Source organism: Cellulosimicrobium sp. KWT-B, assembly GCF_002127155.1.
Taxonomy (GTDB): Bacteria; Actinomycetota; Actinomycetes; order Actinomycetales; family Cellulomonadaceae; genus Cellulosimicrobium; species Cellulosimicrobium funkei.
This window is the reverse complement of sequence record NZ_NEDO01000005.1, coordinates 23848-50284: the sequence shown is the minus strand read 5'-3', so window position 1 is coordinate 50284 and position 26437 is coordinate 23848. Positions and strand designations below refer to the sequence as shown.

At 75.6% G+C, this 26437-nt stretch carries 19 protein-coding genes and 1 tRNA gene; 14 read left to right on the top strand and 6 right to left on the bottom strand.

The features are described 5' to 3' along the window. Positions 1–120: 120 nt before the first annotated feature. From B9L22_RS15640 to B9L22_RS15630, 3 genes are all read left to right on the top strand, one after another. Positions 121–927 carry a DUF1206 domain-containing protein gene (locus tag B9L22_RS15640; protein WP_233140185.1) on the top strand — a complete coding sequence of 269 codons (807 nt, stop codon included), beginning with the start codon at positions 121–123 and terminating at the stop codon, positions 925–927. A gap of 67 nt (positions 928–994) precedes the next feature. Further along, entirely contained in the window at positions 995–1480 is a 486-nt protein-coding gene (gene def, locus B9L22_RS15635) for a peptide deformylase (protein ID WP_021481144.1), read from the top strand. 168 nt (positions 1481–1648) lie between these two features. Next, the gene (locus tag B9L22_RS15630; protein ID WP_021481145.1) at positions 1649–2149 is read left to right on the top strand and encodes a DUF3145 domain-containing protein; all 501 of its coding nucleotides are present in this window, start codon (positions 1649–1651) and stop codon (positions 2147–2149) included. 112 nt (positions 2150–2261) lie between these two features. Here the strand turns inward: B9L22_RS15630 and B9L22_RS15625 are convergent, their stop codons facing one another. The 5 genes from B9L22_RS15625 to B9L22_RS15605 all read right to left on the bottom strand — a co-directional run bounded on the left by B9L22_RS15625 (position 2262) and on the right by B9L22_RS15605 (position 7337). Beyond that, positions 2262–3506 (bottom strand): beta-ketoacyl synthase, encoded by a 1245-nt coding sequence (locus B9L22_RS15625; protein ID WP_034651767.1) that lies wholly within the window; start codon positions 3504–3506, stop codon positions 2262–2264. 97 nt (positions 3507–3603) lie between these two features. Beyond that, positions 3604–3852 (bottom strand): acyl carrier protein, encoded by a 249-nt coding sequence (locus tag B9L22_RS15620; RefSeq protein ID WP_021482065.1) that lies wholly within the window; start codon positions 3850–3852, stop codon positions 3604–3606. Between the two features lie 163 nt (positions 3853–4015). Next, complete coding sequence (locus B9L22_RS15615) at positions 4016–5023, bottom strand: beta-ketoacyl-ACP synthase III (RefSeq protein WP_086151081.1); 1008 nt, start codon at positions 5021–5023, stop codon at positions 4016–4018. Next, on the bottom strand, positions 5020–6006 hold the full coding sequence (locus tag B9L22_RS15610; RefSeq protein WP_086151080.1) for an ACP S-malonyltransferase: 987 nt from the start codon (positions 6004–6006) through the stop codon (positions 5020–5022). The genes B9L22_RS15615 and B9L22_RS15610 overlap by 4 nt, the downstream gene beginning before the upstream one ends. Positions 6007–6137: 131 nt before the next feature. Beyond that, a complete protein-coding gene (locus B9L22_RS15605) occupies positions 6138–7337 on the bottom strand; it encodes a CdaR family transcriptional regulator (RefSeq protein WP_076405505.1) in 1200 nt (399 codons plus the stop codon). A gap of 119 nt (positions 7338–7456) precedes the next feature. Here B9L22_RS15605 and B9L22_RS15600 point away from each other — a divergent pair, with 119 nt between their 5' ends. Continuing rightward, positions 7457–8143, top strand: coding sequence for a hypothetical protein (locus B9L22_RS15600; protein ID WP_034651756.1), 687 nt, complete (start codon positions 7457–7459; stop codon positions 8141–8143). An 85-nt stretch (positions 8144–8228) separates the two neighbouring features. On the opposite strand, the gene aceE is transcribed toward B9L22_RS15600, so the two are convergent. Then, positions 8229–10991 (bottom strand): pyruvate dehydrogenase (acetyl-transferring), homodimeric type, encoded by a 2763-nt coding sequence (gene aceE / locus B9L22_RS15595; RefSeq protein ID WP_086151079.1) that lies wholly within the window; start codon positions 10989–10991, stop codon positions 8229–8231. A 431-nt stretch (positions 10992–11422) separates the two neighbouring features. Here aceE and B9L22_RS15590 point away from each other — a divergent pair, with 431 nt between their 5' ends. The 10 genes from B9L22_RS15590 (at position 11423) to B9L22_RS15545 (ending at position 26394) form a co-directional block, all read left to right on the top strand. Next, positions 11423–11836 (top strand): DUF3052 domain-containing protein, encoded by a 414-nt coding sequence (locus B9L22_RS15590; protein WP_031316633.1) that lies wholly within the window; start codon positions 11423–11425, stop codon positions 11834–11836. Beyond that, complete coding sequence (locus B9L22_RS15585; RefSeq protein WP_086151078.1) at positions 11820–12317, top strand: peroxiredoxin; 498 nt, start codon at positions 11820–11822, stop codon at positions 12315–12317. Before B9L22_RS15590 ends, B9L22_RS15585 begins: the two co-directional genes overlap by 17 nt. Before the next feature lie 69 nt (positions 12318–12386). Further along, positions 12387–12460 (top strand) — tRNA-Val (locus B9L22_RS15580). A 142-nt stretch (positions 12461–12602) separates the two neighbouring features. Continuing rightward, on the top strand, positions 12603–16331 hold the full coding sequence (locus B9L22_RS15575; protein ID WP_086151077.1) for a DUF4132 domain-containing protein: 3729 nt from the start codon (positions 12603–12605) through the stop codon (positions 16329–16331). Positions 16332–16367: 36 nt separating this feature from the next. After that, on the top strand, positions 16368–17789 hold the full coding sequence (locus B9L22_RS15570) for a YihY/virulence factor BrkB family protein (protein ID WP_086151076.1): 1422 nt from the start codon (positions 16368–16370) through the stop codon (positions 17787–17789). Continuing rightward, entirely contained in the window at positions 17786–18919 is a 1134-nt protein-coding gene (locus B9L22_RS15565) for an AAA family ATPase (protein WP_086151075.1), read from the top strand. Before B9L22_RS15570 ends, B9L22_RS15565 begins: the two co-directional genes overlap by 4 nt. Continuing rightward, complete coding sequence (locus tag B9L22_RS15560; protein WP_086151074.1) at positions 18910–21417, top strand: DUF5682 family protein; 2508 nt, start codon at positions 18910–18912, stop codon at positions 21415–21417. Before B9L22_RS15565 ends, B9L22_RS15560 begins: the two co-directional genes overlap by 10 nt. Then, the gene (locus B9L22_RS15555) at positions 21414–22598 is read left to right on the top strand and encodes a VWA domain-containing protein (RefSeq protein WP_233140184.1); all 1185 of its coding nucleotides are present in this window, start codon (positions 21414–21416) and stop codon (positions 22596–22598) included. The genes B9L22_RS15560 and B9L22_RS15555 overlap by 4 nt, the downstream gene beginning before the upstream one ends. Further along, on the top strand, positions 22595–24706 hold the full coding sequence (locus B9L22_RS15550) for a hypothetical protein (protein ID WP_086151073.1): 2112 nt from the start codon (positions 22595–22597) through the stop codon (positions 24704–24706). Before B9L22_RS15555 ends, B9L22_RS15550 begins: the two co-directional genes overlap by 4 nt. Beyond that, the gene (locus B9L22_RS15545) at positions 24703–26394 is read left to right on the top strand and encodes a bifunctional 3'-5' exonuclease/DNA polymerase (RefSeq protein ID WP_086151072.1); all 1692 of its coding nucleotides are present in this window, start codon (positions 24703–24705) and stop codon (positions 26392–26394) included. Before B9L22_RS15550 ends, B9L22_RS15545 begins: the two co-directional genes overlap by 4 nt. The last annotated feature ends 43 nt before the right edge of the window (positions 26395–26437 follow it).

The window sequence follows — 26437 nt, the reverse complement described above, 5'->3', positions numbered from 1 at the left end:
GATCAACGCCGCCTGGCAACGCCGTCCGGCGTGCGCGGAGTGCGCAGTTCTGGCACCGTGTGCGGGCCGGAGAACCCGGCGGCGCGGTGGGGGCGGCGTCCCGACGACCGAGGAGGTCCTGTGGCACCGAGCATGAGCTCGACCGGCAAGGCGGCAGCACGCGGCGCACGCGGCAGCAAGACCCTGGAGCTCCTGGCCCGCGGGGGCTATGCGGTGAGCGGTCTGCTCCACCTCGTCGTCGGCGTCCTCGCCGTGCAGGTGGCGACGGGCGCGGCCTCGAGCGAGCAGGCCGACCAGACCGGTGCGCTCACCGCGATCGCGCAGACGCCGGGCGGCACCGCGCTGCTCTGGTTCGCCGTCGTGGCGTTCGCGGCGCTCGCCCTGTGGCAGGTCACCGTCGCGCTGAGCGGCGCGGCCGAGACGTCCGACCGGCTCAAGGCCGCGGGCAAGGCCGTCCTCTACCTGGCGCTCGGGGTGGTCGCCCTCCAGGTCGTGACCGGGTCCGCCGGCGGCTCCGGCCAGGAGGAGAGCATGACCGCGACCCTCATGGAGAAGCCCGGCGGCGTGCTGCTCGTCGGCGCGGTCGGGGTGGGCATCGTCGCCGGTGGCGTCTACCACGTCGTCAAGGGGTGGCGGAAGAAGTTCCTCGAGGACCTCCAGGGCGGGACCAGCGGGCACCTGGGCCGCGCCGTGGTGACGCTCGGGCGCGTCGGGTACGTCGCCAAGGGCATCGCGCTCGGCGTGCTGGGCGTGCTGTTCGTCGTGGCCGCGGTCCAGCACGACCCGCAGCAGGCGGGCGGCCTCGACAGCGCGTTCGCCACGCTCGCGGCGCAGCCGTTCGGGGTCGCGCTCCTCGTCGCCGTCGGTCTGGGCTTCGCGGCCTACGGGCTCTACTCGTTCGCGCGGGCGCGGTACGCGCGGATGTGACGCGCGCCCCGGTGCGGGGCTGGGGACGACGGCCGGACGTCGTCGTGCGCATGGAAGAATGGTGACCATGGCGATGAGAGAGATCCGGACCATCCCGGACCCCGTGCTCCGCACCCCCTGCGACGAGATCACCACCATCGACGACCGGGTGCGCTCTCTCGTCGCCGACCTCGTCGAGACGGTCGACCACGAGGGGCGCGCGGGGCTCGCCGCCAACCAGATCGGCGTCAACCTCCGGGCGTTCTCGTGGAACATCGACGACGAGATCGGGTACGTGCTCAACCCGCGCATCGTCGAGCTGTCCGACGACTACCAGGACGGCGACGAGGGCTGCCTCTCCGTCCCCGACCTCTGGTACCCGACGCGCCGCGCCTGGTACGCGCGCGTGGTCGGCACCGACCTCGACGGCAACGAGGTCGTGGTCGAGGGGACCGAGCTCATGGCCCGGTGCCTCCAGCACGAGTGCGACCACCTCGACGGCATGCTCTACCTGGACCGGCTCGACCGCTCCGTGCGCAAGAAGGCGATGCGCGAGCTGCGCGAGCACCTCTGACACGGGTGTGCCCGGTCGGTCCCGGGCACGCCCGCCCGATCTCTCGCGCGCACGCGCGATGTCGTGCAAGATGAGCACGAGACACGCCGCGACATCGGTGCGAGCGCTGTGGACCCGCCCTGGGTGAGGACGTTGGGGAAGACGAAACCTCGACCTAGGGAGGCAGACATGGCCGGTGCCATCACCCGCGGTGTTCTTTACGTGCACTCAGCACCGCGTGCTCTGTGCCCGCACATGGAGTGGGCCGCGGGCAACGTCCTCGGCGTGCGCGTGTCGCTCGACTGGACCGAGCAGCCCGCTGCGCGCGGCCTCTACCGGGCCGAGTACTCGTGGCAGGGGCCGCAGGGGACGGGCGCCAGGCTGGCCTCCGCGCTGCGCGGATGGTCCCACCTGCGGTACGAGGTGACCGAGGAGCCCAGCCACGGCGTCGACGGCGGTCGCTGGTCCCACACGCCCGACCTCGGCATCTTCTACGCCCAGACGGACGTGCACGGGAACATCGTCGTGCCCGAGGACCGGATCCGGGCCGCGCTCGAGCAGGTGAGCGAGCCCTGGGCCATGCGCGACGCCCTCCACCTCGCGCTCGGCAAGGCCTGGGACGACGAGCTCGAGCCGTTCCGCTACGCCGGCGCGGGCGCGCCGGTGCGCTGGCTGCACCGCGTCGGCTGACGCTCGCGCGCGCCTGTCGGCAGCGACTGCCCACGAACGCCCGTCCGCAGGGACGGCGAAGGGCGCCTCCCCGAGATCAGGGAGGCGCCCTTCGCGTCGTCGTGGCGTGCGGTCAGACGCTGGCCACGGCGAGGGCGACGTTGTGGCCCCCGAAGCCGAACGAGTTGTTGATCGCGACGACGTCGCCGCTCGGCAGCGGCGCGGGCGTGTCGCGCACGAGCGGCACCTGGAGCTCCGGGTCGGGGTTCGCCACGTTGATCGTCGGGGGAGCGAGGCGCTCCGCGACGGCCTTGATCGTGAAGATCGACTCGAGCGCGCCGGCACCGCCGAGGAGGTGCCCCGTCATCGACTTGGTGGCCGAGAGCAGCACGTGGTCGGCGTCGTCGCCCAGGAGCGAGCGGATGGAGCGGGTCTCGGTGAGGTCGCCCACCTTGGTCGAGGTCGCGTGCGCGTTGACGTGCACGACGTCCCGCCCCGTGACCCCGGCCTCCTCGAGCGCACGGCGCATCGCCGCGACCTGGCCCCGTCCCTCCGGGTCGGGAGAGGTGATGTGGTAGGCGTCGGAGGACAGCCCGACGCCGGCGAGGCGCGCGTAGACGCGGGCGCCGCGGGCCGCGGCGTGCTCGGCGCTCTCGAGGACGACGACGCCCGAGCCCTCGCCGATGACGAAGCCGTCACGGTCGACGTCGTACGGGCGCGACGCGCCCTGGGGGTCGTCGTTGCGCAGCGAGAGCGTGCGCGAGGCGGCGAAGGCCGCCATCGGCATGGGGTGGATCGTGGCCTCGGTGCCGCCGGCGACGACGACGTCCGCGCGGCCCGCGCGGATCATGTCGACGCCGTAGCCGATCGCCTCGGCGCCGGACGCGCACGCGGAGACGAGAGCGTGGGCGCCCGCCCGGGCACCGAGCTCGAGCGAGACGTACGCGGTGGGGGAGTTCGGCATGAGCATGGGCACGGTCATGGGCAGCATGCGGCGCGCGCCGCGCTCCCGCAGCGTGTCCCAGCCGTCGAGCGTGGTCCAGATGCCGCCGATGCCGGACGACACGACCGTGCCGAGCCGGTCGCCGTCGACCTCGGGGCTGCCCGCGTCCGCCCACGCCTCGCGCGCGGCGATGATCGCGTACTGCGTGGAGGGGTCCATGCGCTTGATCTCGGGGCGCGCGAGGACCTCGGCCGGGTCGACCTTGATCGTCGCGGCGAATGTCACCGGGATCTCGTAGCGCTCCGCCCAGTCGTTCTCGAGCGTGCGCGCGCCGGACTCGCCGGCCAGTGCCGCGGCCCAGGTGGAGGGCACGTCGCCGCCGAGCGGCGTGGTGGCGCCGAGGCCGGTGACGACGACTTCAGTAGCGGCAGACATGGTGCTCCTCGGGGGTTGCGGCGGGGGCGGGAGGACGAGCGGGCCGGCGTGGGTGACGCCGACCCGCCCGCAGGCCTGCGAGGCAGGCGGGGCGTGCTCAGGCCTGGGCGCCCGTGATGAAGGACACGGCGTCGCCGACCGTCGTGAGGTTCTTGACCTCGTCGTCCGGGATGCGGACCCCGAACTTGTCCTCGGCGTGGGTGACGATCGTCATCATCGACAGCGAGTCGATGTCGAGGTCGTCGGTGAAGGACTTCTCGAGCGCGACGGCGTCGGTCGGCAGACCCGTCTCCTCGGCGACGATCTCCGCGAGGCCGGCGAGGACTTCCTGCTCGGTGTAGGCCATGGTTTCTCCTTGTCGTGGGGCCGGCGGCGACCGGTCCCGGTGGCGGTGCCCGGTGGGTGTGCCGGGCGGTACTTCGTCAGACGGTGCGCGCGACGGACGGGTCCGCCGACGGCGTGGGCCCTCCCCGCGGGGAGGGCGGCCGTCCGTCCAGGGTGATTCTCCCCTACGGCAGCACGACCACCTGCGCCGCGTAGACGAGCCCGGCGCCGAACCCGATCTGGAGGGCGAGGTCGCCGGAGCGGACCTGCCCCTCGTCGAGCAGGCGCCGGGTCGCGAGGGGGATCGAGGCGGCCGACGTGTTGCCGGTCTCCGCGATGTCCCGGGCGACCGCGACGGACGCGGGGAGCTCGAGCTGCTTGATCATCTGGTCGATGATCCGCATGTTCGCCTGGTGCGGCACGAACGCGCCGATGTCGGCCGGGGCGACCCCGGCCTCGGCCATCGCCTTGGCGGCGACGGGGGCCATCTGGAACGCGGCCCACTTGAACACGCTCTGACCGTCCTGGCGCAGCGTGGGCCACCCGAGCGAGGGGTCCTCGCGCAGGTCCGACCACGCGTGCGTCTGGCGGATCGCCTGCGCCTTGCCGCCGTCGGAGCCCCACACCGTCGGGCCGATGCCCGGGGTGTCGGACGGCCCGACGATCGCGGCGCCGGCGCCGTCGCCCAGGAGGAACGAGATCGAGCGGTCGGTCGGGTCGATGAAGTCGCTCATCTTCTCCGCGCCGACCACGAGCACGTGCGTCGCGATGCCGGCGCGCACGAGGGCGTCGGCCTGCGCGATGGCGTAGGCGTAGCCCGCGCACGCGGCGGAGACGTCGAACGCGGCGGCGGGCGTCGCGCCGAGGCGCTCCGCGAGCACCGCCGCGGCGGCGGGGGTCTGGTGGAAGTACGTGACCGTGGAGACGATCACCGCGTCGACGTCGCCACCCTGGAGGCCCGCCCGGGCGAGCGCGTCGCGCGCCGCGGCCTCGGAGAGATCCAGGACGTCGACGTCGGCGCCCGCACGACGCCGCGTGACGATCCCGGTGCGCTGGCGGATCCACTCGTCGGAGGAGTCGATGGGCCCGGCGATGTCGTCGTTCGTCACGACGTTCTCGCCGCGCACCCCGCCGATCGCGAGGATGCGCGAGTGCGCCGGACCGGTGGCCTGGCGCAGGGTCGCGCCGCTCACGCGTCGATGCCCGTGGCTGCGCCGGCCGCCACCGAGTGCCGGGCGACGAGGTCGCGGGCGGCCTCGACGTCGTCGGGCGACTTCACGGCCACGGCCTCGACGCCCTTGAGCGAGCGGCGGGCGAGACCCGTGAGGACGCCTCCGGGCGCGAGCTCGAGCAGCGCGGTGACGCCGAGCTCCGCGAGGGTCTCCTGGCACAGGTCCCAGCGCACGGGCGCCGCGATCTGCGCGGTGAGGCGGCGGACGACGTCGCGCGCCTTGCCGTACGTGCTGCCCTCGATGTCGATGGTGCCGTAGGACTCGCCGTCGGCGTTGGACAGGAGCGGCAGGCGCGGGTCGGCGACGTCCCACGACGCGGCGACCGGCTCGAACTCCTCGAGCGCCGGCTGCATGAAGGGCGTGTGGAAGGCGCCCGCCACCTGGAGCGGGATGACGCGCGCCTTCGCAGGCGGGTTCTCCGCGAGGGCGGCGAGGTGGTCGAGGGCGCCGGCGGCGACGACCTGCCCGCCGCCGTTGACGTTCGCGGGCCACAGGTGGGCCGCCTCGATCGCGGCGAGGACCTCCTCCGGGTCGCCCCCGACGACGGCGCTCATGCCGGTGGGCGTCGCGGCGGCGGCCGCGGCCATGGCGCGCGCGCGGTGCGCGACCAGCCCGACGGCGCCGGTGTCCGTCAGCGCCCCCGCGACGGCCGCGGCGGCGAGCTCGCCGACCGAGTGCCCGGCGGTCACGTCGACGACGTCGGCGGTGTCGCGCCCGTCGAGGATCACGCGGAGCGCGACGAGCGACGACGCGACGATGAGCGGCTGCGCGACGGCCGTGTCACGGATCGTGTCGGCGTCCGACTCCGTCCCGTGCGCGCGCAGGTCGAGGCCCGCGGCCTCGCCGAACGCGGAGACCTGGTCGGCGACGCCGGGCAGCTCGAGCCAGGGGGCGAGCATTCCGGGGGACTGGGAGCCCTGTCCAGGGCACAAGACGGCGAGCACCCGTCAACTGTGCCAACGCGAGGGCCGTGCGCCACGTCACGACGCGCACCAACCTTGCGGAGGGAGGTTGTGCCGAACCTACAAGACACCGATCGGGGAGGTGCCCGGGGGTGTCGGGCGCGCCCGGCTCCTCAGCGGACCGTCGAGAGCTGCCCGAGCGCGAGCGCGACCTGCAGCACGAACGACTCGCGGGCGTCCAGCGGGTCCCACCCGGTGATCTCCGAGACCTTGCGCAGGCGGTAGCGCACGGTGTTGGGGTGGACGTACAGGGACCGGGCCGCCGCCTCGAGCGACCGGCCCGTGCCGAGGTAGGCGGACAGCGTCTCGAGCACCGAGCCCGTCGCCTCGGCGAGCGGGCGGTACGCCTGGGCGACGAGCGTGCGCCGCGCCGTGGTGTCGCCGGTGAGGACGCGCTCCGGGAGCAGGTCGTCGGCGAGCACCGGGCGCGGGGCCTGCGGCCAGGCGGGCGCGGCCCGCAGCCCCGCGAGCGCGGCCTGCGCCGAGCGCGCGGCCTCCTCCAGCCCGGGGACGGTCGGCCCGATGACGACCGGGCCGGGCCCGAAGCGGGGCAGGAGCGACGCCGCGGCGGCCTGGAGGTCGCCCTCGCCGCCGAGCACGAGGACGAGCCGGTCGCCGTGGATGCCCACGAGCGCGTCGCCCGCCGCGCGGCGCGTCGCGCGGCGCAGCTCCGCCGTCCGGACCTCGTCGAGCGTCGCGGCGATCGTGCCCGCCATGACGAGGGTCGAGCCGTGGCCGCCCCAGCCGAGCGCCGAGACGCGCGACCGCAGGGAGTCGTCGCCGTCGCCGCGGATGAGCGCGTCCACGACGAGGGCCTCCAGGCGCGCGTCCCACGCGCCGCGGACCTCCGCGGCGCGGGCGTAGACCTCCGCCGCGGAGAACGCCACCTCCCGCGAGTAGCGCAGCACGGCCTCGCGCAGGTCGCGCTCGCCGCCCGGCGCCGCGAGCTGGTCCGAGTACGCCTCGACGACCTCGACGACGATGCGGACGAGCTGGAGCGTGTTCTGGAGCGAGATCGAGCGCGTGAGCTCGGGCGGGGCCGCGGCGAAGATGTCGCTCACGCCGTGCGGCGGGGCCTGCGGGTCCGCGTACCACGTGACGAACGCCGTGATGCCGGACTGCGCGACGAGACCCACGTAGGAGCGGTCCTCGGCCGGGAGCTCGCGGTACCAGCGGATCTCGTCGTCGAGCCGGCGCAGCGCGGCGGACATGAGCAGGCCGCTGCCGTCGCGCAGGCGCTGGAGGTTGTCCGCGTTGCCGGCCGGGCCGGTCGGGGCCGGCGCGGTCGCCGGGGTCCTGGGGGTGGCCGTCACGCGCCGAGCATACGGCCGGGGTTGTGGACAGTCCACAAAGCGTGCGCCACGGCGGCCGCCGGGTCGCCGGGGGACCGGGTCGCTGGGTGAGCACCCGGACGACCCGCTAGGGTCGGGGAATGGCACTCATGCCCCGACTTCGACAGCTCATGCGTCGGCCGACGTCCGCGTCGACCGTCGGCACGCGCCGCCCACGGTCCGGGGAGAAGCGTGGCGACACGGTCCACGAGGACGCGCTGCGGGCGATGCTCGTCGACGACCCGAACGACGAGCGGGCCTTCCGCGCGCTCGCGGAGCTGGTCCGCCGTCGCGCCGCGGAGGGACCGACCACGGACGACCCGCTCGCCGCCCCGGCGGACGAGACGGAGAAGCAGCGCGCCGCCGACCTCGCGGTCTGGGCGCTCGCCGAGGAGCTCGCCGGGCACCCGCGCGGGTGGTACCCGCTCGTGGAGCTCGGCCGCCTCTCCCTCGACGACGACCCGGAGGCGGCCCTGCGCCGCTTCGCGACGGCCGCGGAGCGCGACCCCTCGGGGCACGCGCTCGCGCAGTCCATGGAGGTGCTGCGCACGGCGGGCCTGCCGGTCGAGGCGCTGGGCCTCGGCGTCGGCCACTGGCGCGCCCGCGAGCACGAGGCCGAGGTCGGGCGCCAGCTCGTCCTCGCCGCCATCGAGGCCGACCGTCCCCTCGACGCCCGCCACCACCTCGAGTCGCTCGTCGAGTACGGCGACCCCCGGGGCGTCGCGCCGCTGCGCGCGGACCTCGAGCGCGCCGTCGCCCAGGCCGAGCAGCACCGCGCCGGGACCTGACCCGCGGCGCTCGCCACCTTCCGGAGACGACGACGGCCGGTCACCCCGCGGGGTGACCGGCCGTCGTCGTCTCAGGCGGTGGCCGTCAGGCCTCGCCGCCCGCGTTGCCGGACGTGCCGGCGGTGACGTCCATCAGGCGGTACTTCTCGATCGCCCGGGCCGACGCGTCCGCGGGGACCTTGCCCTGCTTGGCGAGCGCCTGGAGCGTGCGCACGACGACGGACGGGCCGTCGATCTTGAAGTGCCGGCGGGCCGCCGCGCGCGTGTCCGAGAACCCGAAGCCGTCGGCGCCGAGCACCTCGTAGTCGCCCGGGACCCACTTGCGGATCTGGTCGGGGACCAGGTGGTCGTAGTCGCTCGTCGCGACGAACGGCCCCTCGGCGCCGGAGAGCTTCTCCGTGACGAACGGGACGCGCGCGGGCGCGGCCGGGTCGAGGAACGCGGCCTGGTCGGCGGCGAGCGCGTCGCGCCGCAGCTCGTTCCAGCTCGTCACGCTCCACACGTCCGCCGCCACGCCCCAGTCCTCCCGCAGGAGCTGCTGCGCCTCGAGCGCCCACGGCACGCCGACGCCCGACGCGAGGATCTGGGCGCGCGGCCCGTCACCCTCGCCCACGGAGATGCGGTGGATGCCCTTGAGGATGCCCTCGACGTCCACGTCCTCCGGCTCGGCCGGCTGGACCATCGGCTCGTTGTACACCGTGAGGTAGTACATGACGTTCTGGTCGCGGCCGTCCGCGCCCACGCCGTGCTCGCCCGGGCCGAACATGCGCTCGATGCCGTCGCGCACGATGTGCCGGATCTCGTAGCCGAACGCCGGGTCGTACTGGACGATCGCGGTGTTCGTGCCCGCGAGGAGCGGCGAGTGGCCGTCGGCGTGCTGCAGGCCCTCGCCCGTGAGCGTGGTGCGGCCCGCGGTCGCGCCGACGATGAAGCCGCGCGTGAGCTGGTCGCCCGCCGCCCAGAACTGGTCGCCGGTGCGCTGGAAGCCGAACATCGAGTAGAAGATGTAGAACGGCACCATGATCTCGCCCTGCGTGGCGTAGGACGTGCCGACCGACTGGAAGGCGGCCGCGGAGCCCGCCTCGTTGATGCCGGTGTGCATGATCTGCCCGGCCTCGGACTCCTTGTAGCTCAGCATGAGCTCACGGTCCACGGCGAGGTAGTGCTGGCCCTGGGTGTTGAAGATCTTCGCCGACGGGAAGATCGAGTCCAGGCCGAACGTGCGGGCCTCGTCGGGGATGATCGGCACGACGCGCTTGCCGAACTCCTTGTCCTTGATGAGGTCCTTGAGCAGGCGGACGAACGCCATCGTCGTGGCGATCTCCTGCTGGCCCGAGCCCTTCTTGAGGATCTCGTAGGACTTGTCGCCGGGCAGGGTGATCGGCTTCGGCGACGAGCGGCGCTCGGGCACGAACCCGCCCAGCTGCTGGCGACGGTTCAGCAGGTACTGGATCTCCGGCGCGTCGGGGCCCGGGTGGAAGTACGGGGGCTCGTACGGGTTGGCGTCGAGCTCCTCGTCCGTGATCGGGATCCGCAGGGAGTCGCGCAGCGCCTTGAGGTCGGCCAGGCCGACCTTCTTCATCTGGTGCGTCGCGTTGCGGCCCGCGAACGACGGCCCGAGCGCGTAGCCCTTGACCGTGTGCGCGAGGATCACGGTCGGCTGGCCCGTGTGGGCGCGCGCCGCCGCGTAGGCCGCGTAGATCTTGCGGTAGTCGTGGCCGCCGCGCTTGAGGTTCCAGATGTCGTCGTCGGTCATGTTCTCGACGAGCGCCTTCGTGCGCGGGTCGCGGCCGAAGAAGTGCTCGCGGATGAACGCGCCGGACTCCGCACGGTACGTCTGGTAGTCGCCGTCGGGCGTGACGTTCATGAGGTTGACCAGGGCGCGGTCCTTGTCCGCGTTGAGCAGGACGTCCCACTCGCGGCCCCAGATGACCTTGATGACGTTCCAGCCCGCGCCGCGGAACTGCGCCTCGAGCTCCTGGATGATCTTGCCGTTGCCGCGCACCGGGCCGTCGAGGCGCTGCAGGTTGCAGTTCACGACGAACGTCAGGTTGTCGAGCTGCTGCTGCGCCGCGAGCTGGAGCATGCCGCGCGACTCGGGCTCGTCCATCTCGCCGTCGCCGAGGAACGCCCACACGTCCTGCTGCTCCGTGTCGCGGATCCCGCGGTTGTGCAGGTACTTGTCCGTCCACGCCTGGTAGATCGCGCTCGCCGGGCCGAGACCCATGGAGACGGTCGGGTACTCCCAGAAGTCGGGCATGAGGCGCGGGTGCGGGTACGACGGCAGGCCGCCGCCCGGGTGCGACTTCTCCTGGCGGAACCCGTCGAGCTGGTCCGCGGAGAGGCGGCCCTCGAGGAACGCGCGCGCGTACACGCCGGGGGAGGCGTGGCCCTGGAAGTAGACCTGGTCGCCGCCGCCGGGGTGGTCCTTGCCGCGGAAGAAGTGGTTCAGGCCCACCTCGTACAGCGTCGCCACCGACGCGTAGGAGGAGATGTGGCCGCCGACGCCGATGCCGGGCCGCTGCGCCCGCGTCACCATGACGGCGGCGTTCCAGCGGATCCACGAGCGGTAGCGGCGCTCCAGCGCCTCGTCGCCGGGGAAGTAGGGCTCCTCGTGCACACCGATGGTGTTCACGTAGGGGGTGGTCAGGGAGGTCGGGACGGCGACGTTGCGCTCCCGGGCCCTCTTGAGCAGATTCAGCAGAACGTAGCGGGCGCGCGGGCCCCCGCGGTCGTCGATCAGGCCGTCGAGGGCCTCGACCCACTCGCCGGTCTCGGCGGGGTCGAAGTCCGGAACCTGGCTGAGCAGACCGTTGATCAGCGGTCCGGTCTCGTCGTACGAAGCCACCAGCAACCTCATATCTCGTCGGATGCCGGGCGCTCGGCCGCGCGGTACACGGCCGACACCCGTCTCGGGCCCACTCCGGGCACGCGGCCGCGGCCGCTGGTGGCGACCGCGCCTCTTCACGAGACCAGGGTGGTCTACCCATTGTGTTCACAACGCACGCGTAAGTCACACCATCGGGTGGTCAAGAGGGCGTGATTTCGGCGACACGGGCCGGACGGCGTGCGCGCCGCCGTCGTGCGGCCGCCCGGCCGTGCCCGGCCACGGCCGACGACCCGCGCGACGGCCGTCCGTGGGCGGTGCCTTGCCAAGCACCGCACCCTGCGGTGGGCTACCTTTGCCAGACACGGCAGGTCGTCGTGCGCGCGGGCGCCCGCCCGGGCGCGCGCGACGGCCCACCGCACGGACAGGACGAGGAAAGGAACGACACGACAGTGACCGACACCGTAGGGCCCAGCGGGGCGGACCGACTGGGGTTCGCGCCCGGCAACGTGGTCCAGGAGTTCGGCTGGGCGGACGACGTCGACGACGACCTGCGCGGGGAGCTCGAGGAGCTCGTCGGCGGCGAGCTCGTCGACGAGGACTACGACGACGTCACGGACGGCGTGGTCGTGTGGTTCCGCCAGGACGACGGCGACCTCACCGACCTGCTCGTGGACGTCCAGACCGTGCTCGACGACGGCGGCCTCATCTGGGTGCTCACCCCGAAGCCCGGCCGGCCCGGCCACGTCGGCCACAACGACATCCAGGAGGCCGCGACCACGGCCGGGCTGCACGCGACGAGCACGTTCGCCATCGCGCCCGACTGGTCCGCGACGAAGCTCGGGACCCGTGGCCGCGGTCGCTGACGACGCCGCGACGACCGGGCGCCCGACGCCGCCCGGTCCGGGCGACCCGGCGCCCGACTTCACGCTGCCGGACACCCACGGCACGCCCGTCCACCTCGCGGACCTGCGGGGCGGGCCGGTGCTCCTCGTGTTCTACCCCTTCGCGTTCTCGGGGATCTGCACGGGCGAGCTGTGCGAGCTGCGCGACAACCTCGAGGAGTTCGAGGCGGCCGGCGTCACGCTGCTCGGGATCTCGTGCGACTCGGTGTTCGCGCAGAAGGCGTGGACGGCGCAGGAGGGCTTCGAGTTCGACCTGCTCTCCGACTTCTGGCCGCACGGGGACGTCGCACGGGCCTACGGCGTCCTCGACGAGGACAACGGCCTCGCGCTGCGCGGGTCGTTCCTGCTCGACGCCGACGGGATCGTGCGGTGGTCGGTCGTCAACCCGCGCGGGCAGCGTCGTGACCTCGACGGTTACCGACGGGCGCTCGAACAGCTCTGAGCCCCGAGCGCCCGGCGGTCGTGGCCGGTGGCGGGGTGCCGACCCGGTAGGCTGTGCTCCGCCGTTCCAGGGCCTGTAGCTCAGCTGGTTAGAGCGCCACGCTTACACCGTGGATGTCGGGGGTTCGAGTCCCTCCGGGCCCACCCACACCTCCCTCCCCGCCGGTCACGGTCGTGCCGTGCTGCGACGTGGCACCCGTCGCCCGTGCGAGCGCAGCGCGCCGTGTCGGCGGCCGCCCCTAGCATCGGGCCCACCAGCAGCGACGACGTGACGGTGAGGTAGAGGGTGCTCGAGAAGGTCAAGGGTCTGTTCCGGCGTGACGAGGGGCAGACGGGAGGCGACCGCCCGAGCGCTCGGCTCGTCGACGCCCTGAAGGTGCTCGCGGTCGCGTCGCCGGAGCTCGCGGACCGTGCGGTCGCGTACGTGCACCGGGGCGAGGGACCGGAGGTGCTGCTCGAGCTGGAGGCGCTGCGGGGTGGCGACGTCGAGGCGCTCCTCGGCCGTCCCGGTCAGTCCGGGGTGTACTCGTGGACGACCCCTGCCCAGGACGACCGGCTGAAGGCCGCCGTGCCGGGGTGGACGTCGGCCAAGGCGGTCACGGCGCGCTCCAACCTCTACACGCTCTCGGACTCCGTCACCGTCCCGGAGCTCGTACGCCTCGGCCGCGTCCTCAGCGCGGTCTCGTCCGAGGTGGACCGCGAGCGGGCGTCGGACCCGCGCTGGCTCACGACGCTCGTCAACGACATGTCGCGGCGCGCGAACGAACGCCGGCACGGGCAGAAGGGCAGGGGCGCGCCCGACCGTTGGACGCCGGACCTGCTCGTGGCCCTCGCGGTCGAGGGCGGCGTGCCGGAGGCGGACGCGCCGGCGGTGGTGCTGCGCGAGCTGTTCGAGCGGCCGGCGTCGGCCGGCTGGGCGTCGCGGCACCTGGGCCCGGCGCTGCTGGGCGACCCGGCGCGGGAGTTCGTCGTCGCGCACCTGGACGTCGCGACGCGGGTGCTGCCGGGGGTGAGCGCCGCGGGGCGCGGTGAGCTCGTGGCGCTCGTCGCGGCGGACCCGGCGGCGACCGAGACGTTCGCCCCGCTGCTCGCCGCGCTCGCCGCGGACACGAGCAAGGCGGTGCGCGAGGCGGCGGTCGCCGCGCTCGTCCCGCTCCCCGCGGCGCGCCAGCGCGAGCTCCTCGCCCCTCTGCTCACGTCGCTCCCGGCCTCGCGGCTCGGCGCCGTGGTGACGCGGCTCGCCCAGGTCGAGGGCGGCCTGGCCGCCTTGGAGGACGCGGCCGAGCGGTCGACGGGCGCCCGGGCGACGCTGCTGCGCGACACCGTCGAGCGAGCGCGTGTGCTCGACGCCGCGCAGGAGGACGAGCCCGAGATCGACGTGCCGCCCTTCGAGCCGCTGCCGGAGACGGTGCTCGGCGACGAGTTCGTGCGGGCCGCGCGGGCCGCGATCGACACCGCCCTCGAGCGCGCCCGCGCCGACCACGCGGCGCACGCAGGGAAGAAGGACGACGACGGGTGGCCGCGGTGGCGCCGTCTGACCGTCGAGCAGGACCTCAAGGAGCTGCCGGGCATCACCGACGACGACCTCCGGGTCTTCGCGGCGTTCCTGTCCGGGACGAGCACCCGGCGCCCCGGCGGCGTCGTCATGCGCAGGCTGTCCGCGCCGGGCGTCTTCTCGCGCCTCCCCGGCATCACGCTCCTGCACCGGCTGCGGCTGCAGGGGAACGAGGGGCGCGGGCGCAGCGAGCGGTTCGGCTGGTACCGGCTCCACGAGGGCGACCTGCTCGACGTCGACCTGCGCGTCCTCGACGAGGCGCTGCGGCGCGTCGGACGCGACGACGCCGGGGAGCTGGTCGACGAGCTGTACTTCTCGACCTGGTGGGCGGCCGACACGGTGACGCCCGAGCACGCGTGGCCGTACTACGCGGGGCACCTCGACCGGCTCGCCGCCGCGCTCGACGACCGCGAGCGCACGTACGGCAGCGCCAAGCCGGCCCGGGCGCTCGCGGTGCTCGCACAGCTGCCGCAGGTCCCGCGCCGGTTCCTGCCGCGCCTGACCGAGCTCGCGCTGGGCGAGGGCCGCACCTATCGCGCGACGGCGCAGGCGGCCCTGAGCACGCACCCCGGGGTGCGCGGGCTGGCCGAGCAGGGCCTGGGCAACGGCCGGTCCGAGGTGCGCCGCAGCGCGGCGGAGTGGCTCGCCCGGCTCGGCGACGCCGAGGCGGTGCCTGCGCTGCGCGCCGCGCTGGGCAAGGAGCGCAGCGAGGTCGTGCGCGCCGCGCTCCTCACGGCGCTCGAGGCGCTGGGCGAGGACATCTCGGCCGACCTCGCGCCCGCGGCGCTGCTCGCGGAGGCGACCAAGGGCCTGCGCGCGAAGAAGCCGGTCAGCATGGCGTGGTTCGACCTCGACGCGCTGCCCGCGGCCCGCTGGGCGGCGGACGGCTCGCCGGTGGACCCGACGGTCCTGCGCTGGTGGGTCGTGCTCGCGGTCAAGCTCAAGGACCCGAGCGGTGCCGGGCTGCTGGAGCGGTACCTGTCGCTGCTCCAGGAGGAGGACCGCGCCCGGCTCGGCAGCCACGTGCTCGCGGCCTGGGTCGCGCAGGACACGCGCAACCCCTCGCCGCAGGAGAGCGACGCGTACGCGACGGCCGGTGCCCAGCTGCGGTACGACCAGTACCAGGCGTGGGCCAAGCGCGCGCCCGAGCACTACTCGGTCGAGGCGTCCAAGTCGCTCGAGGACCACCACCGCGACCTGTACCGCGAGCACCAGGCCACGTACGTCGGCTCGGCGGTCAAGGACAAGGGTCTGCTCGCGCTGACCGTCGCGATGCCGGGCGCCGAGCTCGCCGCGACGTTCCAGCGCTACGCGAAGGCGCACGTCGGGCGTCGCGCGCAGACCGAGGCGCTCGTGCACGCGCTCGCGGCGAACGGGCAGCCGGCCGCGATCCAGGAGCTCCTCGCCGTCTCGCGGCGGTTCCGCCAGGCCACGGTCCAGGAGACCGCGCAGCGCCTGGCGGCCGAGCTCGCGGAGCGGCGCGGCTGGACGGCGGACCAGCTCGCCGACCGCACCGTCCAGACCGCGGGCTTCGAGGACGACGGCCTGCTCCATCTCGATCTCGGCTCCCGGGAGTACGTCGGGCGCATCACCCCCGCGTTCACGCTCGAGCTCACGAGCGACGCCGGGAAGGTGGTCAAGGCGCTCCCGTCGCCCCGGGCGCAGGACGACCCCGAGCTCGTCGCGGCAGCCAAGAAGCAGCTCACCGCGAGCCGCAAGGAGCTCAAGGCCGTGGTCGCCCTGCAGACCCAGCGGCTCTACGAGGCGATGTGCGTGGGCCGCACGTGGACGGCGGCGGAGTGGCAGGAGTACCTCCTCGGTCACCCCGTGATGTCGCGCCTCGTCGAGCGGCTCGTCTGGGTCGAGAACCCCGGGACGGAGGGTGCCCGCCCGTTCCGGCCCGACGGCGGCGCGCTCGTCGACGTCGACGACGAGGACGTAGAGCTCGGGGCGGAGTCCACGGTCGGGCTCGCGCACGCCGTCCTGCTCGGCCCGGAGGCGACGGCGGCCTGGACGGCGCACCTGGCGGACTACGAGGTCACGCCGCTCTTCGCGCAGCTCGACGTCGCGACGCCCGACGTCCCCGCGGGCGCGACCACGATCGACGACCACAAGGGCTGGTTCTCCGACACCTTCTCGATCCGCGGGCGCGCCACGAAGCGGGGCTACTCCCGCTCGCAGGCCGAGGACGGCGGGTGGTTCAGCGCGTACACCAAGGCGTTCACGAGCGCGGGGATCGTCGTGCAGATCGAGTTCACGGGGTCGTTCGTCCCCGAGGAGAACATCCCGGCCGCGGTGACGGCGCTGACGTTCGAGCGGACGGGCCGCGGCTCCGGAAGGGGGACCGCGCGGATCGCGGACCTGCCGCCCGTCCTCGTCGCGGAGGCGTACCGCGACTACGTGGCGGTGGCCGAGGCGGGGTCGTTCGACCCCGACTGGGAGCGGAAGAGCCAGTGGTGACCCGGCGGACGCTCCCGTGAGCGGCGGCGCCGCCCCGTGATCGTCGTCGCGACCCTCGCCTGGCTGCTCGTCGCCGTGCTCGCGCGCCGGTCGCCGGCAGTCCGGTCCGCCGTGAGCACGGCGACGTCGACGCTGCTCGCCCTCGCGGGGGTCGGGGCGGTCGTCGTCGTGGTGGCCGTCGCCGCGGACGACGGCGGGACCCGGGCGCTCGGCGCGCTCGCGAGCGTGCCCGTCGCGGCCGGCGCGGTCGCCGCCGGTACGTGGTGCGCGCGAGCGGTGGTCCGCCCGTGGACGGAGCGGCGGCGCGAGCGCGCGGCGGGCCGGGTGCCGTGGCAGGACCGCGTGCTCGCCGCCGCGGCGCGCACCGGGCCGCGCGTGCGGGGCGTGCGCGTCGTCGACGTCGCCGCCCGCTCGGCGTTCCGCGTCGCCGGGGTGCGCGTCACGGGCCTCGCCGCCGAGATGTCGTACTACGGCCTCATCTCGCTCATCCCGCTGACGACCGCGATCGGGTCGAGCCTCGGCTTCCTGCGCCCGCTCCTCGGCGACGACACCGTCGACTCGATCCGCTCGTCGATCGTCGGCGGGCTCACCACGGTGTTCGCCGAGCACGTGTCGACCTCCGTCGTCGCGCCGCTCGTCGACAGCCTGCTCGACGAGCAGCGCACCGGGTTCGCCGTCGGGTCGTTCCTCGTCGCGCTCTGGCTCGCGAGCCGCGTCTTCCGTGCCGCGGTCCGCGCCCTGGACGACGCGTACGGCGTCGAGCGGCGCCGCGGGGTCGTCGCGCAGTACGTCCTGGGGGTCGCGCTCGCCCTCGGCGCGATCGTCACGGCGGTGTCCGTCGTCGCGCTCGTCGTCGTCGGCCCGCTCCTGGGCGACGGCGCCGACCTGGCCGAGCGGCTCGGTCTCGACGCGGCCTTCCGGCAGACGTGGGACGTGCTGCGCTGGCCGACCGTCGTGCTCGTCTGCGGCGCGTACCTCACGCTGCTCTACCGCTACGCACCGAACGTCGACACGACGTGGCGGCGGTGCCTGCCGGGCGCGGCCGTCGGGACCGGCGGCGTCCTCCTCGTGTCCTGGGGGTTCGGGCTCTACGTCCGGCTCGCGGGACCGGCGGCGCCGGGCTCCGAGGCGGGGACGACGGCGGTCGTCCAGGCGGCCGGGCAGATGCTCGGCCTCGTCCTCGCCGGGGTCCTCTGGGGCTGGCTCACGAGCATCGTCGTGCTCGTGGGCGGCGTCGTGAACGCGGAGGCCGACCCGCACCGCGTGGTCCCGGCGGGACGCGCCACGGGCGCAGCCTGGACCGGTGGAGAGAGCGCCCCCGTGACGCGCACGGCCGCCGAACCCGTCGACGACCGCTCCCGCGGCGCGGCCGCCGGGAGTGTGGGAAGCGGCTCCTACGCTGACCCGCAGGACCACGGGCACGGAGCCCACGATCGGACCGAGGAGGAGCCCGGGTGACGAGCACGACGACCGGTGACGAGCAGGCGCCCCCGGCGCTCGCCGAGCTGCGACCGCCGGCGGAGGTCCGGTACGCCGACGAGCTCGCGGCGCTCGCCGAGGCCGACGCCCGACGCGGGGCCGACGTCCCGCCGGGCTGGCGCCTGAGCCCGCGCGCCGTGCGGGCGTTCGTCGTGGGCGACCGGGAGCTGGGCGTGAGCCGCAAGTTCTTCGGTGACGACCCGCTCGTCGACCGCGCGGTCGTGTCGTTGCTCGGCCGGCAGGGCCTCATGCTCGTCGGTGAGCCCGGCACGGCCAAGTCCCTGCTGTCCGAGCTGCTCGCGGCGGCCGCGAGCGGCACGTCGACCCTCACGGTGCAGGGCACCGCGGGCACGAGCGAGGACCACGTGCGGTACTCGTGGAACTACGCGCTCCTCATCGCGGAAGGGCCCAGCGAGCGCTCGCTCGTCCCGTCGCCCGTCTACCGTGCGATGGAGAGCGGGCGCGTCGCGCGGTTCGAGGAGATCACGCGCTGCGCCCCGGAGATCCAGGACACGCTCGTCTCCGTGCTGTCCGAGAAGCAGCTCATGGTCCCCGAGCTCGGCGCCGACGCCCGCGTCGCAGCGCGGCCCGGGTTCAACGTGCTCGCCACGGCGAACCTGCGCGACCGCGGGGTCCACGAGATGTCGGCCGCGCTCAAGCGGCGCTTCAACTTCGAGACGGTCGCGCCGATCCGCGACCGCGCGTTCGAGATCGAGCTCGTCGAGACGCGCCTCACCGCCGAGCTCGGGCCCGTCGAAGACCGACCGGTGCTCGACCGCGACGTGCTCGAGGTGCTCGTCACCGTGTTCCAGGACCTGCGCACCGGCACGACGGCGAGCGGCGCACCGGTCAAGCGCCCCGAGACCGTGATGTCGACGGCGGAGGCGGTGAACGTCGCGATCGCCGCGTCGCTCGAGGCGCGCTACCTCGGCGACGGCACGGTCACGGCGGGGCAGGTCGCGCGCCAGGTGGGCGGCGTCGCGCTCAAGGGCGACGAGGAGGACTCGCGGCGGCTGCGGCACTACGTGGACAACGTGGTGCGGGAGCGCGCGCGGTCGGACGCGCGCTGGAAGGACTTCCTCACGGCGGCGGGCGACCTGTGGCGGTAGCCCTGCGCGCCGCGTGGGACGCCGCGCCGCCGCGGCTGCGCCAGGCGGCCCACGACCTCGCGCTGCTGCGCGAGCGCGACGGCGTGCACCTCGTCGGGGTACGCCACCACAGTCCCGCCTGCGCGGTCGCGGTGGCCGCGCTGGTCGCCGAGGTCCGGCCGTCCGTCGTGCTCGTCGAGGGGCCCGAGGAGTACACGCACCTCCTGCCCGCGCTGCTCGACGAGCGGACGGTCCCGCCCGTCGCGGTCCTCAGCCTCGCCGGCGACCTCGCGGACGCCGCGGGAGGCGGCGTGCGCGCCGCGGGTTTCTACCCGCTCGCGCGGTACTCGCCCGAGTGGGTCGCCCTGCGTGCGGGGCACGCGGCGGGCGCGGAGCTCGCGTTCGTCGACTCCCCGTGGGGGGAGCGGGCGGCCGAGGAGGACGACGAGGGGGGAGCCGCCGCGCGGACCGTCCTCGCGGAGCGCCACCTCGCGCACTCGCGCACGGTCGCCCGGCTCGCGGAGCGGCTCGGGTGCCGCGACCACGACGAGCTGTGGGACCACCTCTTCGAGGCGCGCGAGACGGCGCGCCTGCACGACTGGCGCGAGCTCGTCGACGACGTGTTCGCGTGGGCCGCACTCGCGCGGCTCGACTACGAGGACGAGGCGCTCGCCGCCGACGGCTCGCTCGACCGCGAGGCGCGCATGTCCGCGCGCGTCGCGGAGCACGCCGCGCGTGCGGACGGGCCGGTCGTCGTCGTGACGGGGGCGTTCCACACGCTCGCCCTCGTCGAGGCGCTCGTCGGGAGCGAGCACGGCGCGGCGGTCGTGGCGCGGCGCCCCGCGGACGGGTACGGCGACCTCGCCGACGCCCCCGCGTGGCTCGTCCGCTACGACGACGAGCGGCTCGACGCCCTGCGGGGGTACGGCGCGGGCATGCCCGCGCCGGGCTACTACGACCGGCTCTGGTCCGCGCACCACGACCCGGCCGGGCCCGCTGCCGCCGCGACCGGGGTCCTGGTCGACGTCGGGCGCGGGGCGTCGGAGCGCGGGGCCCTCCTGAGCGTGGCCCAGTCCCAGGCCGCCGTCGAGCACGCGCACCGGCTCGCGGCACTGCGGGAACGGCCCTGGCCGTGCCGCACCGACCTGCTCGACGCGATCACCTCGTGCTACGTGAAGGACCCGGACGACCTGGACGCCGCGGGCGACCGCCCGCTCGGTCTCGCAGTCGCCGAGGTCTTCGCCGGGCGCGCGCTCGGCGACGTCGCCCCGGGCGGTGCGGCCCCGCCGCTCGTCGAGGAGGCGCGGGCCCGCGCCCGGGCGCTGCGCCTCGACGTGTCCGACGCCGTGCCGCGCACCGTGCGGCTCGACGCCCGCCGTCGTGCCGCGCACCGCGACCGGCGCCGGTTCCTCGCGCTGTGCGCGTTCCTCGAGCTGGGCTTCGCCCGCCGGGTCTCGGGCCCCGACCACGTCGCGGGCCGCGGGCTGGGCCTCGTGCTGGAGGAGTGGACGTACGCGTGGACGCCGCTCGTCGAGGCGCGCCTCGTCGAGCTCTCCCACCGCGGGGCGACGCTCGAGGCGGTCGCGGTCGCGCTGCTCGACGACGCCCGCGAGCGGGCGCGGGAGGAGCGCTCGAGCGACGCCGTCGCGCGCCTCGTCGCGCAGTGCGTCGTCGTCGGGCTCCCGGAGCGGCTGCCCCCGCTCGTCGCGCTCGTGCGCTCCACGCTCGACGTGGACCCGTCGCTCGCGTCCGTCGTCGCGGGCATGCGACGGCTCGTCGCGCTGTGGCGGGCGCGCGTCGAGCTGGAGCTGGGCGACAACGCGGAGGCCCTGCTCGACCTCGCGGAGCAGGGGCTGGCCACGGCCGCGTACCTGGTCCCGGACCTCGCGGCGGCCGACGCGACGACGCAGGACGACGCCCTGGCGTGCCTCGTCGCGCTGCGGTCCCTCGTGCGCGACGTGCGCGGCGCGGGCCGGGACGGACCGGGCTCGGCAGCCGCGACGGTGGGACAGGCGCTCGCGCGCGTCCGCGAGGACGCCGACGCGTCCCCGGCGGTGCGCGGTGCGCTCACCGCGTTCGCCGCCGTCGACGATGAGCTCGACGACGAGCCCGGCGACCGCGGGCTCGTCGAGCGGGTGCGGGCCCAGCTCGTACCCGGCGCGGACCCCGTGGCGGCGACGGCGTTCCTCGGCGGGGTCCTGCGCGCGGCCCCGGACCTGCTGCTCCACACGCCGGAGATGTTCGACGCCGTCGACGAGGGCTTGCGTGGTCTCGACGAGGACGCGTTCCGAGCGGTCCTGCCGGACCTGCGGCGCGCGTTCACGTGGTTGCGGCCGACCGAGACGCACCGGCTCGCCGAGCGCGTCGCCGCCCGCACCGGGACGCGCGCGGACGCGCTGGACCGGCGCGTGCACGTCTCGGAGGACGACCTGCGGGCCGCGCTGGTGGTGGAGCGCGAGCTCGTCGCCGTCCTCGAGCGGGACGGGCTGGGCGCGTGGGCTCGCGGGAGCGCCTCGTGACGGCGGGTGACGGTCTCGGCGTGGCCGGGCGGGCGGACGACCAGGAGGCCGCTCGGCGCTGGCGGCTCGTGCTGGGCCGTTACGCGGGCGACACGCTGCCCGTGGCGCCGCCGGACCAGTCGCTGGACCGCACGCTCGGGCACCTCTACGACCGCGAGTACACCGCGCGCGGCCACCGGCACGGTACCGGGGGAGACGCCGACGACGGCCGGGGCAGGGGCCGCGGAGGCGGCCGCGGCGGGTCGGTCGTCGAGGGGCTCGACTGGCTGGGGTCGGCGCGCGAGCTGTTCCCGCGCGAGACGTTCGAGCGCATGCAGGTCGAGGCGGTCGGCCGGTACGGCATGACGGAGCTGCTCGCGGACCCGCAGGCGGTCGAGGCCGTCGAGCCGAGCACCGAGCTGGCGTCGGCGCTCCTGCGCGTGCGAGGCAGGCTCGGGCCGCAGGTCCAGGACGGGCTGCGACGGATCGTCGCGCGCGTCGTCGAGGACGTGGTGCGCCGCCTGCGCCCCCGCTTCGAGACGGCCGTCGACGGGCGCCGGGACCGGACCCGTCGCTCGTTCGTGCGGTCGAGCCGCACGTTCGACGCCGCTGCTACGGTCCGCGCAAACCTCGGCCGCTGGGACCCGGAGCGCGGGCGCCTGGTCGTCACGGACCTGCGCTTCTCGGCGCGGCGGCGCCGGGCGCTGTCGTACGACGTCGTGCTGCTCGTCGACCAGTCGGGGTCCATGGCGGCCTCGGTGCTCTACAGCGCGGTGAGCGCGGGCATCCTCGCGGGGCTGCCGGGGATCACGGCCCGCCTCGTGCTGTTCGACACGGCGGTCGTCGACATGTCGCACCTCGCGCACGACCCGGTGACGGTGCTGCTCACCGCGCAGCTCGGCGGCGGGACCGACATCGCGCGCGCCGTGCGGTACGCGGAGCAGCACGTGCGCGACCCGCGGCGCACGGTCGTCGCGCTCGTCAGCGACTTCGAGGAGGGCGGCTCGGTGTCGCAGCTGGTGTCCGCGGTGGGGCGCCTGCACGCGTCGGGCGTCCGGCTGCTCGGGCTCGCGGCCCTCGACGGGCAGGCGAACCCCGCGTACGACCGCGGCGTCGCGCGCCGGCTCGCCGAGCAGGGCATGGAGATCGCGGCGCTCACGCCGGAGCGGTTCGCCGAGTGGCTCGGCGAGGTGCTCCCGTGAGCGGGGCCGGCGCCGGGCTCGGTGCGTGGGCCGCGGTGTATGCGGGGTACGACGACGACGCCCTCGCCACGCTCGCGAGCCCGGGCCTCGTGCGGCGCGCCCGCAAGGACGTCGCCGCCGGGCGCGTCGAGCCGGTCGAGGCGCGCCCCGACGGCGTCGTCGTGTCCGTGGGCGGGGTGCGGGTCGAGCTCGACGCGCGCGGTCCCGCCGGGGCGCGGTGCGCGTGCCCGACGCCGGGCACGTGCCAGCACGTCGTGGCCGCGAGCCTGTGGGCGCGGGGGACGGGTGCCGCACCCGCGCCGCCTCCCGCCGCGGCAGGTGACGGCGCGACGCCGTCCGCTCCCGCCCCGGACCCGGTGGCGGAGATCCTCGCGCTCGACCCGCGCGTCGTGCACCGTGCCGCGGGCGCCGCCGTCGTGCGGGCGGTCGCCGAGACGGTGCCCGCTGATCCCGCGCAGGCGTCGGTCGACGGTCTCCCCGTGGAGGGGGCGGTCGGTGGGCCGCCCGTGGAGGTGGCGGTCGACGGCCCGCGCGCGGAGGTCTCGTGGCCCGGCGCGCCGCGCGTCACGTACGTCGCGGGGGCGGGGTTCCCGGGGATTCTCGTGGCCCGCGAGGGGGCGGCGTGGAGCGACGCCGACGAGCGCCGGTGGCGGCTGGAGGCGCTCGTGCACGTGTGGCGTGCGCACGGCCGTCCGTGGCCCTGGCCCGAGCGGGTCGCCGCGACGCCGCGTGCCACGGGCGTCCCCGACACCCGGGCGGTGGCCGACGAGGTCGTCCGCGCGGTCGAGCGGCTGCTCGACGTCGGGCTCTCGCACGTCGGCCGCGACGACCTGGAGGAGCTGCGCGGTGCGGGCGTGGTGGCGCGGCTCGGCCGACGGCCCGCGGTCCAGCGTCTCGTCACGTCCGCGGTCGGCCGGCTCGAGGCGCTCGCGGACCGCCGCGACGCGGTCGACGAGACGGACTGCCTCCTCGCCCTGGCCGAGCTGTGGGCGTACGTGCAGGCGGAGCCGCCGCCCGACGCCGGCACGCCCGACGAGCGCCCGACCGACCTGGCGCGGGTCGTGCCGCTCGGTGCGCGGTGGTGGGTCGCGGCGTCGGGCGCGCGCGGGGTGACCGTGCACCTGTGGGACGCGGACGCCGGGCGCGTGCGGTCGGTCACCACCGGCCGCCCGCCGGGCGCCGACCCGACCTTCCGGCGCTCGTGGGACCTCCCGCTCGTCTGGGGCCGCTCGGTCGAGGCGCTGTGCCGCGGCCCGTTCGCGCTCCGCGGCGCGACCGAGCGGGCGGACACGGGGCTGCGCGCGGGCGAGGGGCCCGCCGTCGAGCCGCTCGGGGCGCTCGACGCCGACGAGCTCCGTGACGTCGCGGCCCGCACAGCGACGACCCCGCCGCGGGCCGAGGCCGGGTTCGGCCGGACACCCGCCGCCGTGCGGGTCGTCATGGTGCGCGAGGCAGGGGCGATCGGCCTCGACGAGGTCGCCCAGGAGCTCACCTGGACGCTGGTCGCGGCGGACGGCGCGGAGACGGTCGTGCGCGTCGACGCCGCGGACGAGGCGGCGTGCGACACCCTGCTCGGGGTCGCGGCGGGGAGCCGGCGCGTGGTCGCCGTCGCCGTCGAGCGCGACCTCGCGTCGCGGCGCGACGAGGCCGTCGGGCTGTTCGTCGACCGCCCGGGCGAGGGCCTCGACGTCGTCGTCCCGACGCTGACGCCGGCGTACGACCACCGGGCGTGGTCGACCCCCTGGACGCGGCTCCGCGCCCGCGTCCGGTCGCTGCGCGGGCGTGCCGGCACGCACGCGCGGGAGGTGGTCGTGCCCACGCCCGTCGAGGACGTGTGCGACACGCTGCTCGACACGGTCGTGGCGCTCGCCGCCACGGGGCGCCGACACCTCACGCCGCACCAGGCGAGCGCGCTCGCGCGCGCCGCGCGCACCGCCGACGACCTCGGGGCGACGACGCTCGCCGCCACGGTCGGCCTCGTCGCGCACGAGCCCGACGCGGCCCGGCTCCTGCGGGCCGGCTTCGTCGCGTCCCGGGGCCGGGCGCTCGCGCGCGCCGTGGCCGCCGCGCCCGACCCCGGGCCCCGAGCACGGGAGGCGAGCGCGTGAGCACCTACGCCGTCCACGTCGGCTCGCCGGGACGGGCCCGGGTCGAGCACGTCGCGGACGGCCCGGCGGACCCGGTCCGCGAGACCTGGGACGACACGAACCGGTGGTACCCGCCCCTGCTCACGGCCGGGCGGCGCGTGGAGCGGTCGCACGACCTGCGTCTGTCCCACGTGCTGCTACGACGCTCGCGGCTCGTCGCGGGCACGCCGTTCGCGCGGCGCGACCCCGGGCCGTGGGACGCGCTCGTCGCGGTACCGGCCGGGCGCGACCCGTCCGCGCCGCGGCAGCCCGTCGGGCTCTTCGAGCTCGGCGCGCAGGACGGCCCGAGCGTGCGGCTCGACCCCGTCGCCGAGCTCCGCGACCAGCTCGCGACCGTCGCCGCCGCGGACGGGCCGGACGCCGCCGGGCGGCTGCGGCTCCTGCTCGCCGCCGAGTCCGCGGGCGCGCTCGTCGCCGCCGAGATGCACCACGCGGGCGTGCCGTGGCGCGCCGACGTGCACGACGCGATCCTCAGCGGCGAGCTCGGACCACGGCCCCGGCCGGGCGAGCGGCCCGCGCGCATGGAGGAGCTCGTCGCACGCATCCGCACGGCGCTGGACGCGCCGCCTACCCTCAACCCCGACTCCCACCCCGACCTGCTCAAGGCGCTGCAGTACGCGGGCGTCGGCGTGCGGTCCCTGCGCAAGGGCGAGCTCGAGCGCACGGACCACCCCGTCGTCGAGCCGCTGCTGGAGTACAAGAAGCTCGCGCGGCTCCTCACGGCGAACGGCTGGGCGTGGCTCGACACCTGGGTGCACGACGGCCGGTTCCGTACCGAGTACGTCGTGGGCGGGGTCGTCACGGGCCGGTGGGCGTCGAGCGGCGGGGGAGCGCTGCAGCTCCCGAAGCAGGTGCGGCGCGCCGTCGTCGCGGACCCGGGCTGGCGGCTCGTCGTGGCCGACGCCGCGCAGCTCGAGCCGCGCGTGCTCGCCGGGCTCGCGCACGACGAGCGCATGGCCGCCGCGGGTCGCGGCGGCGACATGTACGCGGGGATCGTCGCGTCGGGCGCTGTCGCGACCCGCGACCACGCGAAGGTGGGGATGCTCGGCGCGATGTACGGCGGTACGACCGGCGACAGCGCGCTCGTGCTCCCGCGCCTCGCGAAGGCGTTCCCCGACGCCATCGGCCTCGTGGAGCGCGCCGCCCAGGCCGGCGAGCGCGGGGAGGTCGTCTCGACGCTCCTCGGCCGCAGCTCCCCGCGCCCCGGCGAGTCGTGGCACGCCGCGCAGGACGGGGCGTACGCGGTCGACGAGGTCGGTGCCACGGAGGACGCCGCGTCCGGGGCCGACGCGCAGGCGCGGGCCCGGTCGTACACGCGGGCCTGGGGTCGTTTCACGCGCAACTTCGTCGTGCAGGGCACCGCCGCCGAGTGGGCGCTGTGCTGGCTCGCGTCGATCCGGCGGCGGCTGTGGGACCTGCCCCTCGCCGCGACCCCCGGGGCGGCGCCCGCCCCGTTCACCGACCGGGCGCACCTCGTCTTCTTCCTGCACGACGAGGTCGTCGTGCACGCGCCGGCCGAGCTCGCCGAGACGGTCGCGCACGAGGTCCGCGCCGCGGCGGCCGAGGCGGGTCGCCTTCTGTTCGGCGACTTCCCGGTCGACTTCCCGCTCACGGTCGCGGTCGTCGACCACTACGCGGAGGCGAAGTGAGGCGCGACGAGGTGAGCCGAGGCCAGGCGCACCGCGCCCGACC